The following is a 19,702-nucleotide window of genomic DNA, read 5'->3' on the forward strand; positions in this document are numbered from 1 at the left end:
CTGCATTCGCAGCCCTTTGCTTTGAATGCAGTTGAGATAATGTTTCTTTTACAAGAACAATTACTTGATGAAGATGGCCAATACGGCTGCAATTACGGCAAACAGAGCCACGCCCTCTACAAAGGCAGCGGTTAAAATCATGTTTGCACGAATTTCATTTGCTGCTTCAGGCTGGCGGGCAATACTTTCTACTGCGCCTTTACCAATCTGGCCAATACCAATACCTGCACCAATTGCAGCTAAACCTGCACCAATTGCAGCACCCATGTTGGAAATGCTACCATCTAACAAAACACTCATTAAAGACATATTGTGTTGGTTTTTGTGATTAAAAAAAAATTTATATCATTACTGCATCATCATGATGGCTGTGTGTATCTTCAATAGCCTGACCAATAAATACTGCGGTAAGGTTGGTAAAGATAAATGCCTGAATGAATGCAACTAATATTTCAATAAAATAAATGAAAATGGTAAATGCCAGTGAAACAGGTGCAAATCCTAAACCGGCACCAATACTTAGTTTCGAGAAAATAAAAATCATTAAAATTAAGCAGGTAATAATCATGTGCCCGGCTACCATATTGGCAAATAAACGCACAATTAATGCAAACGGCTTGGTAAATACACTTAAAATTTCAACCGGAATTAAAATAAATTTTACAAAAACAGGCACTCCCGGCGGATTAAAGATATGTGCCCAGTAGTGTTTATTAGCACTAAATAATATTACTACAAAACTGATAATGCCCAACGTAAATGTAAATGCAATATTTCCTGTTACGTTAGCCGAACCTGGTATTAACCCAAATAAAGTAGATATTAAAATGAAGAAGAAAATGGTTAACAGCAATGGCATGTATTTTTCGTACTTACTGCCCAAATAGCTTTTACCCACTTCATCTCGAATAAAGGTAATGACCGGCTCTATGGCATTTTGGAAACCTGATGGTGCTTTGGAAGCACCTTCTTTGGTATATTTTTTGGCAACATTAATCAGCACAATCACCAATACCAGCAAGCCCAACAACATTTGCACTACATTTCTGGTAAGAGATAAATCATACACTTTTACAGAAGCATCGGGTTCCCCGGATTCATTTACTGCAACAATGTTTCCTTCTTCTAATTTGTAACCTTTATAAATGGCATGCCCATGTTCAAATTTAGATGACATGAAAACAGACAATCCTCTTTGTGGAGAATACACAATAACTGGTAATGGTAAAGCGATGGGATGCCCATTCCATTCAGCAAAATGGAAATCATGATTGTCCATAATATGCTCCATAATTATCTCACCCGGATTAAAGCCTTCGCCACTTTTTTCATGCACAGTATCTGCTACAATATTTTCAGTCACCTGTGCCTTGCTTATGATGGAGATTGCACAAAAAAACAGGCTAAAAGCCGCAACCAGCAAAGATTTCAGGTATTTCAGGGCCATAAATTTGTTCAAATTTGCGGCAAAGATAGGGGGATGACTCTAAAAAAAGATTGAACCTGAATTTTTGATTAAAAAAAAGTTACAAAGAACCGGCTGAAATGGAATGATGGGCATGGGCATGTTTTTCAAATTGCATTTCATATAAACGTGCATAAAAACCTCCGTTGGCCAATAATTCCTGATGGGTGCCCATTTCTTTAATCACCCCTTTGTCTAATACAATAATTTTATGTGCCTTACGGATGGTAGACAGGCGGTGGGCTATTATAATGGAAGTTCTGCCTGAAATTAAGGTGTCAATGGCTTTTTGAATGAGTTGCTCACTCTCACTGTCTATAGAAGAAGTGGCTTCATCTAAAATTAAAATAGCCGGATTGTACAATAATGCCCGGATAAAGGAGAAAATTTGCCGTTGACCCAGGCTAAGGGTATTGCCCCTTTCCCGGACATCAAAATCATAACCACCGGGTAACCGCAAAATAAAGTCGTGCACATCCATCATTTTTGCTGCAGCAATGACCTGTTCTTTTGTTATTTCCGGATTTCGAAGGGTAATATTATCAATAATGGACCCGGAAAACAAAAACACATCCTGCAATACCACTCCAATATGTTTGCGTAAAGCATCGGTGGTATAGTCTTCAATTTTTACATCATCAATTAAAATAGTTCCTTTTTGAATATGGTACAGCCGGTTCATGAGGCTGGCAATAGAAGTTTTACCACTACCTGTATGGCCAACAATAGCCACAGTTTCGCCTGCATTAATTGAAAAATTGATATCTTTTAAAACATATTGGTCTTCCACATAAGCGAACCAAACATGGTTAAATGCAATTTTACCTTTAATGGCATCAGGTGCAAACTGACCGGCATTATTGGTAACATCGGGATTATCCAGTACTTTAAACACCCGTTCGGCAGCCACCATGCCCATTTGCAATACATTAAATTTATCTGCAATTACACGGAGTGGTCTGAAAATCTGGTTCATAAACAGAATAAAGGCCACAATTTTTCCTGAAAAATTAATGGGAGCACCACCGCCCAGTAAAATAGCCTGATTGGCAACCCACCAAATAATCAGTGCTGTACTTAATGCCAGTACAATTTCTACAATTGGGAAAAATACACTATAAGCAAAAATGGCTTTAATATTGGCATTTCGGTGTTCTCGATTGATATTCTGAAATTTTTCAAACTCTTTATCTTCCACTGCAAAAGCCTGCACCACCTGCATACCCGTAATATGCTCCTGTACAAATGCATTTAGTGCTGCCACCGCATTTCTGACCCTGATAAAACTTTTGTTAACTGCCTCTTTAAAATAATAAGTGGCAATAATTAACACCGGAAATGGAATTAAGGCAATCAGGGTAAGGCGCCAGTCAATCCAAAACATAGTGGCCAGGGTAATAATAATGGTCAACAAATCGGCTACAATTGGAATTAAGCCATCGCTAAAAATATCATTAATACTTTCAATATCGTTAATAGTGCGGGTAGTTAAGGTACCAATGGGTGTTTTATCGAACTGTGAAAGATTGAGGTGCAATATTTTATTGTATACCGTTACTCTTAAATCTTTTACCACGTGCTGGCCTAACCAGGCTGTTAAAAAAGTAAACGTAAACCGAACCAGGGTTTCAATCATTAAAAAAACAAGTTGAAAAATAGTAATGGCAATAATAAACGCTGTAACGGTTTGCAAGGCCGTATTTTCAGTAAACAGATGCACCCATTTCGGAATCGGGGGATGTTTCCCGGTTACTTCATCCACCGTTAACTGAATTAAATAGGGCCTTACCGGCGCAAAAAATGCCATTACAATGGCTAAAACAATACTGCCATAAAACACAGAACGGTAAGGCTTTACAAAATGCAAAACCCTTTGAAGCAGCGAAAAATTAATAAAACTTTTTTTAGAATCAGATGCCATGTTGCGGGCAAAAATAACAATATTCGCTCTGGTAAGCCGAATTATGGCAAAAATTAACGCTGCCGGTTGCTAAAACTGCCACACAAGCAACCCATCAGCAGTAGAATATCTTTAATTTTGTATGGTTATGGAGAATGAGCAAGTTATAGAAACATCAATAACAGAAAATCAATTGCCGGCCTACACTTTAACCGAAGAGCAGGAAAAGAAAGAAATTTTGCACCGTTACAGGGCATTGCTCAAAAGCCTACGCCCAAAATTAAAAAGAGGCGATAAAGAATTAGTAAGGCATGCTTTTGAGATGGCAGCCGAAGCACATAAAACTATGCGCCGCAAAAGCGGAGAACCTTATATTTTACACCCCATTGCTGTAGCAATGATTTGTGTGGAAGAAATTGGCCTGGGGGTAAGAAGTACCATTTGCTCATTGTTACACGATACGGTGGAAGATACCGACATTACCTTAGATGATATTGAAAGGGAATTTGGAAGTGAAATTGCCAGAATAGTAGACGGGCTTACCAAAATAGCCACGGTAATGGATGCCAACACATCGCAACAAGCCGAAAATTTTAAAAAGATTTTATTAACCCTTACCGATGACCCGAGGGTTATTTTAATTAAACTGGCCGATCGCCTGCACAACATGCGCACATTAGATAGCATGAAGCGGGATAAGCAGTTAAAAATCTCATCTGAAACCATTTGGGTTTATGCCCCATTAGCCCACAGAATGGGCCTTTACAATATTAAAACAGAAATGGAAGATCTGGCCATGAAATACATGGAACCGGAAGCCTATAAAGAAATTGCCAGAAAATTATCTGAAACCAAACGCGAACGCACCCGGTACATCAATGAATTTATTAAACCTATTAAAGAAAAACTGCAAAAATTAGGTTTCGATTTTGAAATACAGGGTCGCCCAAAAAGCATTCATTCTATCTGGAATAAAATAAAGAAAAAAGGCGTAAACTTTGAAGAGGTGTATGATTTATTCGCCATTCGTGTAATTTTAAATTCGCCCGCCGATAGAGAAAAAGAAGATTGCTGGAAAGTATATTCCATTATTACCGATGCATATACCCCATCGCCCGAACGATTAAGAGACTGGCTTAGTAACCCAAAAAGCAATGGATATGAGGCACTGCATACTACCGTAATGGGACCGCATGGCAAATGGGTAGAAGTGCAAATACGCACCAAACGTATGAACGAAATTGCCGAGAAAGGATTGGCGGCACACTACAAATACAAAGAAGAAAAAACCGACGAAGACCGTTTTGATAAATGGTTCGGACAAATCAGAGAAGTGCTGTCGCAGGAAGATACCGATGGTGTTGATTTTTTACAGGATTTCAAAACATCTTTCTTAGCTGAAGAAATTTATGTATACACACCTAAAGGCGATGTAAAAATGATGCCCACCGACAGCACGGCGCTCGATTTTGCATTTGCCATACACTCTGCAGTTGGCTCAAAATGTATTGGTGCCAAAGTGAACCACAAATTGGTACCGATTAGCCATAAACTGCACAGCGGCGATCAGGTAGAAATAATTACCAGCAATAAACAAAAACCTTCTGAAGACTGGCTGAACATGGTGGTAACTGCTAAGGCAAAAGCAAAAATTAAAGATGCCCTGAGGGAAGAAAAAAGAAAAATTGCAGATGAAGGAAAATATACCCTGCAACGCAAATTAGAAAATCTGGGTGCAGCCTATAATAGTGTCAATATTGATGAGTTGGTTCATTTTTATAAACTACCCTCATCATTAGATCTTTTATATAAAATTGCCGTAAAACAAATTGATTTAAGAGAGTTAAAAGAATTTCATGTACTGGGAGATAAATTAGAAGCTCCCAAGCCCAAAATTATTTTACCTGCCGAAACACCACATGAAATACCCCCTCAAAAAACCTATAGTAAAAAAGACAGTGAGCTGATTATTTTTGGCGAAAGCAGTGATAAAATTATGTACTCCTTAGCCAAATGCTGCAACCCCATTCCGGGCGATGATGTATTTGGATTTGTGAGCACCGGCAAAGGCTTAATTATACACCGCACCAATTGCCCCAATGCTGCGCAATTGTTGGCCAACTATGGGCACCGCGTAGTAAAAACCAAATGGGCAAAAAACAAAGAAATATCATTCCTTACCGGTTTAAAAATTGTGGGGTTAGACGATGTGGGTGTAATCAATAAAATAACCAATATTATTAGCGGCGATTTAAGGATTAATATTGCAGCACTCACCATTGAATCGGCCGAAGGTTTATTTCAGGGAACAGTAAAAGTGTTTGTGCACGATAAAGAAGAATTGGAAGAATTAGTGAAACGCTTAAAACAATTGCAGGGTATTCAAAGTATTGACCGGTTTGATACAGAAGATGCCAAATAGCTTAGCTACTCATGTTGTAAAAAATGGTTTCATTTCTTGCTGAATTATTCAGGATTAAATGTAATAATTTTCTTTACTGATATACAAATATATTTAAATAAAATACAATACAATAACATATACGGCAAGATGGCTGCTACCGTGCTCAATATTATTACTCAAATTAATTTCTCTTTTATTTAACTTCAGTACCACATATTTTTGAGGCAAGTCTTTTAAAATACAAATTGTTTGTATATTTTTTACAACTCAAATGCAATCTTATTTTCTGCATTATTTATCATAGCAATTTAGGAATTGTATGAATGAACATTGATTTAAATTTTATTGTTTTTACATATATAAATTAATTTATAATACAATATATAAAAACAATAGAAAATTTACATATAAAACCTTAAACAATAATAATCAGCTAAAAAAATTAAAAATTTGCAAATAGATAATACTTGAATTAATTGTATTTAAATGGATGCCATATGTTTTTAATATTTTTACAAAATGAAATCTGAAAACAAACTGATAGAGAAATTGCACGTAAAAAGCAGTAAGACTAATTAACCCTTTTAGGAAATTTGAAAGAAAGCCTTCCATCAGGAGTATTTCCCAAAAAATATTTAATCAACTTCTTTTCCCTATTCATAGCATCCATCACTTACATTTGCGGCATCATAAATCAGTAAAATATGGTTGACGTAATTTTAGGTTTACAATGGGGTGATGAAGGCAAAGGAAAAATTGTAGATTATTTTGCGCCACATTACGATGTGGTAGCCCGTTTTCAGGGCGGCCCAAATGCCGGCCACACTTTGTATGTAAATGGCAAAAAAGTAGTTCTACACCAAATTCCATCGGGTATTTTTCATCAAAATGCAGTGAACATCATTGGCAATGGTGTGGTTTTAGACCCCGTTATACTTAAAAAAGAATGTGATATAGTGGCCTCGTTTGGAATTGATTACAGAAAAAATTTATTTATATCGCAACGCACCAACTTAATCCTTCCTACACATCGTGCCTTAGACAAAGCCAGTGAAATGCAAAAAGGCGATAGCAAAATTGGTTCTACCTTAAAAGGCATTGGCCCTGCATATATGGATAAAACAGGAAGAAATGCCATAAGAGTGGGCGATTTATTTCACAAAAATTTTACCAGCCAATACATTAAACTGCGCCTGAAACATCAAAAACTTTTAGATAATTTTAATTTTAATGAAGACATCTCATCCTGGGAAGAAGAATTTTTTGAAGCCCTTGAATTTTTGAAAACCCTGAATATTGTAAATGGTGAATATTTTATTAATCATCAGATTGCACAAGGTAAAAAAGTACTGGCCGAAGGTGCCCAAGGCAGTATGCTGGATATTGATTTTGGCACTTTCCCATTTGTTACCTCTTCCAGCACCATTTCTGCCGGAGTTTGTACCGGATTGGGTGTAGCACCCCGCCAAATTAATGAAGTGTATGGCGTTACCAAAGCCTATTGCACAAGGGTGGGCAGTGGGCCTTTCCCCACTGAATTACAAGATGAAAATGGTGAACTGTTAAGAAAAATAGGCAACGAATTTGGCGCTACTACCGGCAGGCCACGCCGCTGCGGCTGGATTGATCTGGTTGCCCTGCGCTATGCATGCATGATTAATGGTGTTACAAAAGTGGTAATGACCAAATCAGATGTACTGGATAGTTTTACTGATTTACAAGCCTGTACTGCTTATGAAATAAATGGCAAACAAACAGATGAAGTACCTTTTCAAATGATGCAGGAACAAATTACCCCGCTGTATCGCCATTTTAAAGGTTGGAACACCGATATTACAAAAATGAAGGATGCAGCAGCTTTACCAGAAAATATGTCTACCTACATTGCGTTTATCAATCAGTATATTGGGGCACCGGTTAAATTTGTTTCAAATGGCCCTGAACGTGAACAAATTATAACTCTGTAAAAAAAAAATTTGGTTGGTATAAAATTGATTTGAAATTTTACAGCAATTAATCTTATTAGAATATGGCAGCAAGATCTGATAAGGATAAAAAATCCGAACCCAGTAAAAAATTACCAGATACAGGGAGCAAGAAAACTTCTTCTAAAAAGAAATTTGAAGAAGAGGATGATGATTTAGAAGATGATGAAGATATCATTAAACCTAAAAAATCAGCAGCCTCCACATCAAAGAAAAAAAACATTGATGAGGATGATGACGATTTAGAAGATGATGTAGAAGATGATTGGGATAAACCCGAAGAAGAAGATGATTGGGATCCCGACTTCGATGAATTTGACATTCCCAAATCTGCCGGCAAAAAAGTAGCAGGCGGCAAAAAAAAGGGTAATACAGATGAAGATGACTTTAAAATTGATGAAGATTTTAAAGAATTTGACTTATTTGATGATAAGGATGACTTTGAGGAAGATGACGATTTTTAAGGCGTCTATTCCTAAAAAGATGCTGTGAACAGAATTACAAAATACTATCGGATTAATGATCCGAAACTCATAAAACAACAAATAATACACTGGCTCAATCAGTATGCTGTTTGTTGTTTTTTTGATAATCACCAATACCAGCACGCCCAACATAATTTTGAAATGCTGGCTGCAGCCGGAATTGTTTCAGAAACCGGTAAAAATAGTGTCATTGCTGACATAGATTACTGGTTAGCAGAACGTAACGACTGGATATTTGGACATTTGAATTACAATTTAAAGAACCAACTTTTTAAAGGTTTTAATTCAGACCAAAAAGCCACTATACCTTTTCCTGAATTTTATTTTTTTCAACCTGAAGTGGTTTGTACCATACAGAATGCCACACTAAGTATCCATTCTGCCACCTCAAATCCGGATGATATTTTTAATCAGATACAATCCATGCCGGCATCTTACACAATACCGGTTCAACAAACTGCACATTTCATCCCGGGTATTTCAAAAGAAACCTATTGCAACATTATTGAACAGTTATTACAGCACATACACCGTGGCGATTGTTATGAAATTAATTATTGCCAGGAATGGATAGCTCCCAATGCACAAATAGACCCATTTGCAGCATATCGTGTATTAAGCAAGGTATCGCCTGCACCTTTTGGCGCATTTTATAAGCTACAACATTTATACCTGCTTTGCTCCAGCCCCGAGCGATATTTGTTAAAAAAAGGAAACCTGTTATTTTCATCACCCATTAAAGGCACTATTGCCAGAAATACCAATATTCCTGCAATAGATGAGGCCTTGAAACAAAACCTGCTTCAATCAGCCAAAGAACGAAGCGAGAATGTGATGATTGTTGATTTGGTAAGAAACGATTTCAGCCGTATATGCAAAGCCGGTACAGTTAGTGTTACAGAATTATTTGGCATTTATACCTATCCCCAAGTACATCAAATGATTAGTACCATTACCGGACAATTAAAAAACAACCTTACATTCACCGAAATTTTAAAGGCTACTTTCCCAATGGGTTCCATGACAGGTGCACCTAAAGAAAGGGTGATGCAGTTAACTGAACAATATGAATGTTTTAATAGAGGTTTATATGCCGGCAGTGTGGGCTATTTTACTCCTGAAAAAGATTTTGATTTTAATGTGGTAATAAGAAGTTTGCAATACGATACACAACAGCAACTACTCAGTTATGCCGTAGGCAGTGGTATTACTGCGGGTAGTGTACCCGAACAGGAATATGAAGAATGTTTATTAAAAGCATCTGCTATGGCTGCGTTGTTTAATACGCGACCGGGCTACCCAGTAACAACTGCTGAATAGATTGTTCCAGAATTTGTTGTTTCGTTGCTTCAAACAAATTTTTTTTCTCTTTAGGCAAATACATAATATATTTTTTTCCGGATGCCAGTTGCGCTGCAAATCCCGGATTCAGCTGGTTAAAATAAGCAGGTAATATTTGAAGCTGTTTACAAATTAATGCAGCATTGTACCGCCCACTTATTTCTACAGAACAAAGGGTACTATCGGCACTGGTGATTGCAGTTCGCTGTTCAGCAGGTACATTAAAATATTGCTGCACCTCTTGGGCAGTTAAGGTAGTTACTCCTCCGTTATTTTCAAATATATAATGGGTAGCAATATATTTTTTTACGTGATTACGGGTTTCTTCAGGCAAAAAATATTGTATATCCCAAAAGCTTTTGCTTTTTGCTTTTTCAATAGCCTGCTTTACTCTTCCTACCCCACCATTATAGGCAGCAACTACCAGAAGCCAATCTCCAAATTCGGCATACAACTCTTTTAATAATTTGGCAGCAACTTCAGTACTTTTAATAAAATCAGTTCGTTCATCTACATATTTATTATTTTTCAAGCCAAACCGTTGTGCTTCATAGGGCATTAACTGCCAGGGTCCTACTGCTCCGGCCCATGATACAAGATTGGGTTGTAAATGACTCTCAATTACACTCAGGTATTTCAACGTAATTGGTACTCCGTTAGCACTCAAAATATGGTCATACAAATCAAAATAGGGCTTAGCCCAAAACTTCATCAGCAGTAGTTCTTTGCTTTGCTTTTCACAGTACTCACTGTAAAATGAAACCATTTGATGAGGAAGTGGAATATTCACAAAAGCATGACCAGAAGGTATTTGCAACAGGGTTTGAAAAGTATTCACCGGTGTTACAACAGTATCGAACAAATGAGAAGGATTTGCTGCAAGTGTATTTATCGGATTACACAATATACAAAACAGTAGCAACGGGTAACAATAATGTTGCTTTATTTTCCGGATACACTGATTCATATTGCAGGATACTTAAACCAATGTTGGTGATAAAATTTATAGCAACAATTAATTCAAATGCGAAAGGTAATTACCCAATACCATAAGTTCGGTTTCTTTAAATTGGGGCATCATTACCTGCATACCAAAGGGCAAACCATTGCTGTGTTGAAACAAAGGCAAAGATACGCCGGGAATACCCACTAAATTGGCATATACAGTGTATATATCAGCCAAATACATTTCTACAGGATTGTTTCTCTTTTCACCTATCTTGAAGGCTGTACCCGGTACGGTGGGTGAAATGATAGCCTGATAATGCTCAAAAATATGGTCATTTTGTTCAACTAATAAACGTCTGAGTTGCTGTGCTTTACTAAAATAGGCATCATAATAACCGGCACTTAATACAAAAGTACCCAATAGAATACGACGTTGCACTTCTTTTCCGAAACCCTGGCTGCGTGATTTTTTATATAATGCAGTCAGGTCATCCTGTGCTGCCAAATCTGCCCGATAGCCATATTTTACCCCATCGTAACGTGATAAGTTACTGGAAGCTTCTGCAGTAGTTAAAACATAGTAAGTAGGTACCACATATTTTAGTAAAGGGAAATCAACCGGCTCTATAATGTGACCCTGTAAACGTAGCTTCTCAACATACTGGTGGAACGCCTTTGCTATTTCAGGATCTAAACCCGGATGTTCCAGCGCTTCTTTAAAATAGGCAATTTTAAAAGGTTCCTGTCGACTGCTTATACTGCTTTTTTGCAACAGATCGCTGTAGGCCGGAACAGGTTCTGCAGAAACAGTACTATCGTAGGCATCTTCTCCTGCAATTACTTCAAGCACCCTTGCAGTATCTTGCAAATGTTTGGAAAAAATACCAATCTGATCAAAGGATGAAGCATAAGCAATTAACCCATGCCTTGAAATTCGGCCGTAGGTAGGTTTAAACCCAACAATCCCACACCAATCGGCCGGCTGGCGTACAGAGCCTCCGGTATCACTTCCCAGACTTACCATACACATATCTGCCTGAACGGCTACAGCAGAACCACCGGAAGAACCACCGGGTACTTTGGTAATATCTGCAGCATTTTGAACAGGGCCATAAGCTGAATTTTCATTGGTACTGCCCATGGCAAATTCATCGCAATTATTGCGACCTATAATAATGGCACCTGCTTCAATTAATCGTTCAACTGCAGTAGCGGAATATAGTGAGGAAAAATTATTTAGAATGAGTGAGCCTGCAGTAACAGTATGATTGCAGTAACAAATTACATCTTTCAATGCAACCACTACCCCATGTAAATGACTCATTGTTTTGCCTGCCATTCGTTCAGAATCTAAAAAGGAAGCGCGGTCAAGCGCTTCTTTTTCATAAACTTCTATAAATGCGTTAAGGGAAGATTTTTTGCCAATATTGTCCAAATAATGTTGAACAGCCTCCACACAAGTAGTAGTGCCATTCAATAAATCATTGTGGTATTGAGCAATAGTGGTAAATGTAAACAAAACCCGTTACAGATATTGGTGGTTAATAATTACTTTGCAGCAGTTTCAGAGTCTTTTTCTTTCATTCCTTCCTGAAGTTCTCTTTTTACATTGTCTTTTGCATCATTAAACTCACGAATACCTTTTCCCAAACCACGCATAAATTCCGGTATTTTTTTTCCACCGAATAATACCAGGATTGCAATTAAAATAATAATCAGTTCGGGCATTCCTAAATTAGCCATAAAAAATTGATTTAAGAAGGTAAAGTTAGTACAAATTATTGTACCAAACATTAAGTTATCAAATAGAGGGATTAAGACTGCATAAAAAAGCGGAAGTTTAACAACTCCCGCTTAAATATTTGAATAATTTGACTAGAAACGTTTTTCTTTAATACGGGCACTTTTACCGCTACGTTCTCTTAAATAGAACAATTTAGCTCTGCGTACTTTTCCTTTTTTGTTTAAAACAATGGAATCGATATTGGGAGAGAAGAAAGGGAACAATCTTTCCACACCTACCCCATCAGAAATTTTGCGTACGGTAAAAGTTGCAGTAGCACCTGTGCCCTGCATTTTTAACACATCACCACGAAAACTCTGAATACGCTCTTTACCACCTTCTACAATTTTATAGTTAACGGTAATATTATCACCACTTTTAAATTTGGGATATTCTTTTTTGGCAATTAACTGCTCGTGTACGAATTGAACTGCTTCGCTCATAACTTTAATTTTTGCGGACGGCAAAGGTAACAGAAAATTTTAAATTTCAAACCAGAATTTATAAATAATTTATCTGGCTACATTAATGGCCCTTTTTTCGCGGATAACGGTTACTTTTATTTGCCCGGGATACGTCATTTCGGTTTGTATTTTTTGGGCTATTTCAAAGCTTAATTTATCACTATCACCATCAGACACTTTATCGGCCTCTACAATTACCCGTAACTCTCTTCCGGCTTGTATGGCATAAGCCTTTTCCACACCGGGATATGCCTGAGCCAGATTTTCAAGGTCTTTAATCCGCTGAATGTATTGCTGCATCATTTCGCGGCGTGCGCCCGGGCGTGCGCCACTAATAGCATCACAAGCCTGTACAATAGGAGAAATAACATACAACATTTCCATTTCATCGTGGTGGGCACCAATGGCATTCACTACTGCAGGGTTTTCGCCATATTTCTCGGCTAATTTGGCACCCAGTAATGCGTGGCTTAGTTCGGTTTCTTCGTCGGGCACTTTACCAATATCGTGTAACAACCCTGCCCGTTTTGCCAATTTGGGGTTCAGCCCTAATTCGCTGGCCATAATGGCACATAAATTGGCTGTTTCCCTGCTATGCATCAGCAGGTTTTGGCCATAGGATGAGCGAAAACGCATTTTCCCCACTATCCGAACTAATTCTTTATGCAACCCATGAATGCCTAATTCAATGACTGTCCTTTCACCAATTTCAATAATTTGCTCTTCTAACTGACGACGGGTTTTTTCAACCACTTCTTCAATACGTGCGGGGTGAATACGGCCGTCGGCAATTAGGCGTTGTAAACTTAAGCGGGCAATTTCTCTTCTTAACGGATCGTAAGATGATAATACAATTGCTTCCGGCGTATCATCAACAATTAAATCAACCCCAGTTGCAGCCTCAATAGCCCGGATATTTCTGCCTTCGCGACCAATAATCTGTCCTTTAATTTCGTCTGATTCCAAATTAAATACAGAAACTGTATTTTCAATGGTTTGCTCGGCAGCAGTGCGTTGTATGGATTGAATAACAATTTTGCGAGCTTCTTTATTGGCTTTTAAGCGAGCTTCTTCAATAATTTCCTGCTGCAAACCCAATGCCTGTGTTTGGGCTTCTGATTTCAGGCTTTCAATTAATTGTGCCTTTGCCTCTTCAGCCGATAAGGCAGCAATTTTTTCTAAACGGCGGATGTGTTCCTCCTGGTGTTTTTCCAGTTCGGTACGTTTTTGATTTACCACCTCAATCTGCCTGTTTAAATTGGCTTTAATCACTTCATTTTCTTTCAATTGCTTATCTAAAGCCTGTTCTTTTTGATTGATGGCAATTTCTTTTTGTTTGATACGTGCTTCAGCTTCGCCTAATTTTCGGTTACGCTCCAGCACGTCTTTATCGTATTCTGATTTTAGCTGAACAAATTTTTCTTTGACCTCTAATAATTTTTCTTTTTTAATATTTTCGGCTTTCAGCTCGGCTTCTTTCAAAATAGATTGTGCCTGAAAATTGGCTTCTTCTAATTTGCTTTTGGTATTTTTCGAGAATAATAACTTACCCGCAAGTACACCTGCAATTAAAGCAAGTAAACCAATTATAATGTATATAACTGTTTGGTCCATTTTGTTTGATATTTTTTAAATTAAACGCTGTCATTTTGCTTCCTCTAACTATCAAATGGATAATTTTAGTGAAGTTAATTTGCGAAGATAAATAAATTAAGTGAGTGATGGCGAACCTATAATCACTTCTTTATGAATGATTTTATAGGTTCATGAGCGCTTTGGTTTAAATACCCGTCAATCATGGCTTCTAATTGCTGTAATGATTCCATAATGGTTTGTTCTTCGGCCATGATGGGCAGGGGCATTTGGGTTTGTTCGGTTGCCAGCCACAGTAAAACCATAGCTACATAATCCTGCATATCTTTCCCTGCAAAAGCCTGTTTATATTCTTTTATTTTTTCATTAATAATTTTTACGGTCTTACGCAGCACTGCTTCATCATCGGGATGAATTTTGATTCGGTAATTCCTATCGGCAATAATAATATTTACGGTAATGAGTTGCTCCATTTCAGGCAGATTTTAATACAGCCAGCCAATGCTCAATTTCTTTGAGATAGCTGTTTACTTTGGTGGCTAATTCTTTTTTATCTGCATCATTCCAGGTATCTACTCCTATTTGCAATGCAGCTTTTGACTGTTCTAACTGTTCAATTTTTTGTGTTAATTCCATTTTAGCTGTATTGGCTTCGTGCAATTCCAGTTTTAATTGCTGGTTTTCTTTGGCTAACTTTTGTGCATACAGCCACAAATCCTGCATTTTTTGCTGTATCCGGCTTATTTGTTGGCTTAACTCCTGCATACTGGTGTTTATTTTCTGATAATAGCATTGGCCTCTGTTTCAAATGCCTGCATCAAAGACTGCATCATACTGTCAATCTCTTTATCGGTCAATGTTTTTTCTTCATCTAAAAAAGTAAAATTAATAGCCATTGATTTTTTATCTTTTCCCAATTTTTCATTTTCAAACACATCAAATAAATTCATTTGCTGCAAACGGAGCAACTTCATTTTATTTACAATGCTTTCCAATAATTGATAGGTGGTATTAACAGGAACAATCATAGCCAAATCGCGTTGTACGGCAGGGAATTTTGGTACTTCTTTATAAATAATAGCCGCATTTTTCTTTAATGCCAGTAATGCGCCAAAATCTATATCAATAAAAAGTACGGTTTGTTTTATATCAAATCGTTCGGTGAATGAAGGCGGCACCATTTCAACAATCCCAATTTGTTTTTTACCAACGCAAATTTTCAATTTGGCATGGGTGCCCTCTGTTGCTTTCCACTGTACCTCTGCAATGCCGCACCATTGCATAATAGCCCGTGCAATGCCCTTAGCTTCAAAAAAATCGGCAGGTTTGGTTTGCAGTTTCCAGTTATCCTCTAATAATTTTCCGGTTAAGTATAATGACAGATGTTCTGTTTCCACGTATTTCCCCACTCCTTCTGTAGCATAGATTTTACCAAACTCAAATAAACGAAGCCGGTTGCTTTTTCTGTTGATGTTATAGGATATAATTTCCAGGCCGGTTTCTAACATGCCGGGGCGCATTACATCTAATTCGGCACTCAGGTTATTCATCATTTGCACGGTATGCTGTAATACTTCAGCGGTAAAGTAGCGGCTATTGGTAATAGAATTGGTAACAATTTCATGGTATCCCAGCCCGGCCAAATAGTGAGCAATTTTTTCGCGAAGCTGTTCTTTTAAACCCAAAGTTTCAATAGACGGCGAAATGGTGATGGAAGTGGGAATATCTATATTATCCAACCCATCAATTCGCAACACTTCTTCTACTATATCGGCCGGCAGGCTAATATCTGGCTTATTAAATGGAACGGATATCCATAGTTCATCAATCCCCTCTTTTAACACTTCAAAACCAAGTGCTGTTAATATTCTTTTAACGGTATCTGGATGATAATTTTTACCACTTAACTTTTTTAAATAATGGTATTTAATGGCAATTCCCTTTTTTACTGCGGGTTGCGGATATACATCTACAATATCAGAACTGATGCTGCCTCCGGCTATTTCTTTTATTAACAAAGCAGCTCTTTTTAACACCTGAACAGTATTGGATATATCAATTCCTTTTTCAAAGCGGATGGCTGCATCAGTGCGTAACTGATGAGTGAGTGATGTTTTACGGATGTATGTGGCATTAAAGCAGGCACTCTCTATAAAAATATTAGTAGTTGTTTCCGAAACACCACTGGCGGCACCGCCAAATACACCGGCTATGCACATGGGTTCACCGGCTCCATTGCAAATCATTAAATCAGATGCATGCAATTTCCTCTCCTTTCCATCCAACGTAATAAAAGCGGTATTCTCCGGTAAGGTTTTTACAATAATGGCTTTACCCTGAATGGCCTTTACATCAAATGCATGTAATGGTTGTCCGGTTTCGTGTAATATAAAATTGGTAATATCTACCACATTATTAATAGAACGGATGCCAATTGACTGTAAGCTGTCTTTTAACCACTGGGGCGATGGGCCAACTTTAACACCGCTGATGGTAACACCACTATAGCGTGGACATGCTGATTCATTTTCAATGGTTACAGCAATAGGTAATGATTTTTCATCCGGCTTAAACGAATTATTGAATGGTAGTTTAACTTTTACTTCTTTTTTTTGATGGTGACTTAAATACGCACATACATCTTTTGCAACACCCAAATGGCTCATGGCATCCATGCGGTTGGGGGTTAGTCCAATTTCAAAAACAATATCACTATAAGGCTGAAAGAAATCAGCAACCGGTGCACCTGGAACGGCATCATGTGGCAATACAATAATGCCTGCGTGGCTGGTACCTATACCAATTTCATCTTCGGCACAAATCATACCCTGGCTTTCAACACCACGAATTTTAGCTACTTTCATGGTTATCGGGGTGGCATTTACAGGATAGATGGTAGTACCTACAGGAGCTATCACTACTTTTTGCCCGGCTGCTACATTTTGTGCACCACAAACAATTTGTAAAGGATGCCCGGCACCAATATTTACGGTAGTTAATTTTAATTTATCGGCATTGGGATGCTGCTCGCAGGTTAGTACCTCCCCTGTAATAATACCCTGCAATCCGCCTCGTACTGTTTCAAATTTTGAAAATTTTTCTACTTCAAGCCCTATAGAAGTTAATATTGCAGAAAGTTTTTCCGGTTCAATTGTTTTGGGTAAATACTTACTCAACCAGTTATAACTAATCGTCATATATCCTTAAATTAATTTGCTGTGTAATAAGCGCAAATATACTTGTTGCAGCCGGCAACTTAAACTTTTAAAACCGGTTTCAGAATTCTCGGTAATTAGGTTCAGCATTTTGCAGCTATTAATTTTTTTTACAAAAGCTGACTTACATTTAACAAAGACAAATGTTACCCTGCTTACACAGATATTTTTGTAGCACTACTATGTTTTTGGCAATTACAAAATAAGTAGCAATACACCAATTTTTCGGCTGTTTTTCTTTATACACAAGCCATGTTCATTTCCCGTACGGAAAAATTGTTTTTTGTGCACATACTACAAAAAACTGTGGAATAACCCCGAAATTTGTGTGTATAAGCACAATTATACTGTGAATGAAATGTGGACGAAAAAGGATAAAAATTAAAGTCTGAAAATAGGGCGGGAACGATTTTCAACCATTATATTCGCAACCCTACTTGCCCAGGTAACAATTTCTTAACATAGCTATCCTGTTTCAAGCAGGCGGAAAACAAACTGTTTTACAATTTCAAATGGCCCATTATTATGGAGATTTCTAACATTAACAGAGATAAAAAAAGAAGAAAAACCACTGCCGATTTAAGCACCATGGTATTTGGCAAAATACCCCCACAGGCCAGAGAATTAGAAGAAGCAGTGTTGGGTGCCATTATGCTGGAAAAAAGTGCTTTCGACAGTTTAATAGATACCAATCTTAAACCCGAATGTTTTTATGTAGAAGCACATCAAATCATTTTTACTGCCATGCAAGATATGCAGCAGCGTGGTGTGCCCATCGATATTTTAACGGTGGTGGAAGAATTGAAAAGGAAAGAACAATTAGAAATAGTTGGAGGCCCTTATTTCATTACTAAATTAACCAATGCAGTAGTTAGTACAGCGCATATTGACGCCCATGCCCGTATTATTTTGCAAAAATTTATTCAACGCGAATTAATTAGAATCAGTGGCGAAATTATTGGTGATGCTTATGAAGACAGCACTGATGTATTTGATTTGCTGGATGATAGTGAAACCAAAATGTTTAACATCACCAATAATTACCTCAAAAAGAATTTTGAAGATATTGGTAATGTATTAGCCAAAACCATTAACAGAATTGATGAGTTAAGAACCAGAAAAGAAGATATTTCCGGCGTACCCAGCGGCTTTAACTCATTGGATCGCATTACCTACGGTTGGCAATCAACCGATTTAATTATTCTGGCAGCCAGACCATCTGTAGGTAAAACAGCATTTGCATTAAACCTTGCCCGTAATGCCGCTTTAAACCCCATTAAACCGGTTGGGGTTGGTTTCTTTAGCCTTGAGATGAGTGCTTCACAATTGGTACAACGTATTTTAAGTGCTGAAAGTGAAATACCAATTGAAAAAATTTCCAGAGGTAAATTAGAAGACTACGAATACCAGCAATTGCATACCAAAGGTATTAAACGATTAGAGAAAGCACCATTGTTTATAGATGATACGGCAGCACTCAATATTTTTGAATTTAGAGCCAAAGCAAGACGATTAGTGAACAAACACAATGTAGGTTTAATTATTATTGACTACCTACAGTTAATGAGCGGTACTGGCGATAGAAATGGGAACCGCGAACAGGAAATCAGCACCATTTCACGTAACCTAAAAGCATTGGCCAAAGAGCTGGGCATTCCCATTATTGCCCTTTCACAGTTAAGCCGTGCCGTAGAAACCAGAAAAGAAAGCAAAATGCCACAGCTAAGCGATTTGAGAGAATCGGGTGCCATTGAGCAAGATGCAGATATGGTAATGTTTATTTACAGGCCCGAATATTATGAAATTGGCGCAAACGAAATGGGCGAAAGCACAAAAGGTGAAACGCATATTAGAATTGCCAAACATAGAAATGGTTCATTAGAAACCATTAAATTAAAAGCCCTGTTGGAAATTCAAAAATTTGAAGAAGTGGATGAGTCTGGCTTTCAACGTGGTAACTGGAAACAATTAAAACCCGGTGCTGTTCCTCCACCCGGTAGTGGTAATGATGGCGGTAAATTATATATTCAAAAAGGTAGTAAAATGAACGGGGGCGATTTTGACGAAGGTTTTGAAGAACCACCTTTCTAATCACACAGCTAAAATTGTTGACATAAAA

At 37.7% G+C, this 19,702-nt stretch carries 16 protein-coding genes; 5 read left to right on the forward strand and 11 right to left on the reverse strand.

Going from position 1 to position 19,702, the window contains the following annotated elements; translation table 11 throughout:
• Positions 1 to 60: 60 nt before the first annotated feature.
• The 3 genes from atpE to JK139_RS02945 form a co-directional block, all read right to left on the reverse strand.
• Positions 61 to 309, reverse strand: a complete 249-nt coding sequence (gene atpE, locus JK139_RS02935) for an ATP synthase F0 subunit C (protein ID WP_068247515.1) — start codon at positions 307 to 309, stop codon at positions 61 to 63.
• Positions 310 to 340: 31 nt separating this feature from the next.
• A complete protein-coding gene (gene atpB, locus JK139_RS02940; RefSeq protein ID WP_287100801.1) occupies positions 341 to 1,363 on the reverse strand; it encodes a F0F1 ATP synthase subunit A in 1,023 nt (340 codons plus the stop codon).
• A gap of 163 nt (positions 1,364 to 1,526) precedes the next feature.
• Positions 1,527 to 3,386: an ABC transporter ATP-binding protein gene (locus tag JK139_RS02945; protein ID WP_074420561.1), complete on the reverse strand. Its 1,860-nt coding sequence runs from the start codon at positions 3,384 to 3,386 to the stop codon at positions 1,527 to 1,529.
• A gap of 127 nt (positions 3,387 to 3,513) precedes the next feature.
• On the opposite strand from JK139_RS02945, the gene JK139_RS02950 reads away from it, so the two are divergent.
• The 4 genes from JK139_RS02950 (at position 3,514) to JK139_RS02965 (ending at position 9,559) form a co-directional block, all read left to right on the forward strand.
• Positions 3,514 to 5,787, forward strand: coding sequence for a RelA/SpoT family protein (locus tag JK139_RS02950; RefSeq protein ID WP_218330548.1), 2,274 nt, complete (start codon positions 3,514 to 3,516; stop codon positions 5,785 to 5,787).
• Between the two features lie 686 nt (positions 5,788 to 6,473).
• Positions 6,474 to 7,736: an adenylosuccinate synthase gene (locus JK139_RS02955; RefSeq protein WP_074420393.1), complete on the forward strand. Its 1,263-nt coding sequence runs from the start codon at positions 6,474 to 6,476 to the stop codon at positions 7,734 to 7,736.
• 62 nt (positions 7,737 to 7,798) lie between these two features.
• Positions 7,799 to 8,218, forward strand: a complete 420-nt coding sequence (locus JK139_RS02960; protein ID WP_074419575.1) for a hypothetical protein — start codon at positions 7,799 to 7,801, stop codon at positions 8,216 to 8,218.
• Positions 8,219 to 8,242: 24 nt separating this feature from the next.
• Entirely contained in the window at positions 8,243 to 9,559 is a 1,317-nt protein-coding gene (locus JK139_RS02965; RefSeq protein ID WP_288072543.1) for an anthranilate synthase component I family protein, read from the forward strand.
• Here JK139_RS02965 and JK139_RS02970 read toward each other — a convergent pair.
• The 8 genes from JK139_RS02970 to pheT all read right to left on the reverse strand — a co-directional run bounded on the left by JK139_RS02970 (position 9,519) and on the right by pheT (position 17,565).
• A complete protein-coding gene (locus tag JK139_RS02970; RefSeq protein ID WP_218330549.1) occupies positions 9,519 to 10,442 on the reverse strand; it encodes a lytic transglycosylase domain-containing protein in 924 nt (307 codons plus the stop codon). The two genes, JK139_RS02965 and JK139_RS02970, sit on opposite strands and share 41 nt — an antisense overlap.
• Positions 10,443 to 10,595: 153 nt before the next feature.
• Positions 10,596 to 12,047: an Asp-tRNA(Asn)/Glu-tRNA(Gln) amidotransferase subunit GatA gene (gene gatA / locus JK139_RS02975; protein ID WP_218330550.1), complete on the reverse strand. Its 1,452-nt coding sequence runs from the start codon at positions 12,045 to 12,047 to the stop codon at positions 10,596 to 10,598.
• A gap of 29 nt (positions 12,048 to 12,076) precedes the next feature.
• Entirely contained in the window at positions 12,077 to 12,271 is a 195-nt protein-coding gene (locus tag JK139_RS02980; RefSeq protein WP_068247538.1) for a Sec-independent protein translocase subunit TatA/TatB, read from the reverse strand.
• A 132-nt stretch (positions 12,272 to 12,403) separates the two neighbouring features.
• Positions 12,404 to 12,754: a 50S ribosomal protein L19 gene (gene rplS / locus JK139_RS02985; protein ID WP_068247541.1), complete on the reverse strand. Its 351-nt coding sequence runs from the start codon at positions 12,752 to 12,754 to the stop codon at positions 12,404 to 12,406.
• Between the two features lie 69 nt (positions 12,755 to 12,823).
• Complete coding sequence (rny, locus tag JK139_RS02990; RefSeq protein WP_074419570.1) at positions 12,824 to 14,389, reverse strand: ribonuclease Y; 1,566 nt, start codon at positions 14,387 to 14,389, stop codon at positions 12,824 to 12,826.
• A gap of 122 nt (positions 14,390 to 14,511) precedes the next feature.
• The gene (locus JK139_RS02995) at positions 14,512 to 14,841 is read right to left on the reverse strand and encodes a cell division protein ZapA (protein WP_074419569.1); all 330 of its coding nucleotides are present in this window, start codon (positions 14,839 to 14,841) and stop codon (positions 14,512 to 14,514) included.
• A gap of 1 nt (position 14,842) precedes the next feature.
• A complete protein-coding gene (locus JK139_RS03000; RefSeq protein ID WP_218330551.1) occupies positions 14,843 to 15,133 on the reverse strand; it encodes a hypothetical protein in 291 nt (96 codons plus the stop codon).
• Positions 15,134 to 15,141: 8 nt separating this feature from the next.
• The gene (gene pheT, locus JK139_RS03005; protein ID WP_218330552.1) at positions 15,142 to 17,565 is read right to left on the reverse strand and encodes a phenylalanine--tRNA ligase subunit beta; all 2,424 of its coding nucleotides are present in this window, start codon (positions 17,563 to 17,565) and stop codon (positions 15,142 to 15,144) included.
• Positions 17,566 to 18,108: 543 nt separating this feature from the next.
• Here pheT and dnaB point away from each other — a divergent pair.
• Entirely contained in the window at positions 18,109 to 19,674 is a 1,566-nt protein-coding gene (dnaB, locus tag JK139_RS03010; protein WP_218330553.1) for a replicative DNA helicase, read from the forward strand.
• Positions 19,675 to 19,702 lie beyond the last annotated feature (28 nt).

The sequence above is a fragment of the Hydrotalea lipotrueae genome, assembly GCF_019249625.1.
Taxonomy (GTDB): Bacteria; Bacteroidota; Bacteroidia; order Chitinophagales; family Chitinophagaceae; genus Hydrotalea; species Hydrotalea flava.

What these genes read in the sequence shown, in the direction of transcription:
- JK139_RS03000 (WP_218330551.1), bottom strand. Translation starts at nt 15,133, where the DNA reads ATGCAGGAGTTAAGCCAACAAATAAGCCGGATACAGCAAAAAATGCAG.
- rplS (WP_068247541.1), bottom strand. Translation starts at nt 12,754, where the DNA reads ATGAGCGAAGCAGTTCAATTCGTACACGAGCAGTTAATTGCCAAAAAA.
- JK139_RS02945 (WP_074420561.1), bottom strand. Translation starts at nt 3,386, where the DNA reads ATGGCATCTGATTCTAAAAAAAGTTTTATTAATTTTTCGCTGCTTCAA.
- rny (WP_074419570.1), bottom strand. Translation starts at nt 14,389, where the DNA reads ATGGACCAAACAGTTATATACATTATAATTGGTTTACTTGCTTTAATT.
- pheT (WP_218330552.1), bottom strand. Translation starts at nt 17,565, where the DNA reads ATGACGATTAGTTATAACTGGTTGAGTAAGTATTTACCCAAAACAATT.
- atpE (WP_068247515.1), bottom strand. Translation starts at nt 309, where the DNA reads ATGTCTTTAATGAGTGTTTTGTTAGATGGTAGCATTTCCAACATGGGT.
- dnaB (WP_218330553.1), top strand. Translation starts at nt 18,109, where the DNA reads ATGGAGATTTCTAACATTAACAGAGATAAAAAAAGAAGAAAAACCACT.
- JK139_RS02960 (WP_074419575.1), top strand. Translation starts at nt 7,799, where the DNA reads ATGGCAGCAAGATCTGATAAGGATAAAAAATCCGAACCCAGTAAAAAA.
- JK139_RS02955 (WP_074420393.1), top strand. Translation starts at nt 6,474, where the DNA reads ATGGTTGACGTAATTTTAGGTTTACAATGGGGTGATGAAGGCAAAGGA.
- JK139_RS02950 (WP_218330548.1), top strand. Translation starts at nt 3,514, where the DNA reads ATGGAGAATGAGCAAGTTATAGAAACATCAATAACAGAAAATCAATTG.
- JK139_RS02995 (WP_074419569.1), bottom strand. Translation starts at nt 14,841, where the DNA reads ATGGAGCAACTCATTACCGTAAATATTATTATTGCCGATAGGAATTAC.
- JK139_RS02980 (WP_068247538.1), bottom strand. Translation starts at nt 12,271, where the DNA reads ATGGCTAATTTAGGAATGCCCGAACTGATTATTATTTTAATTGCAATC.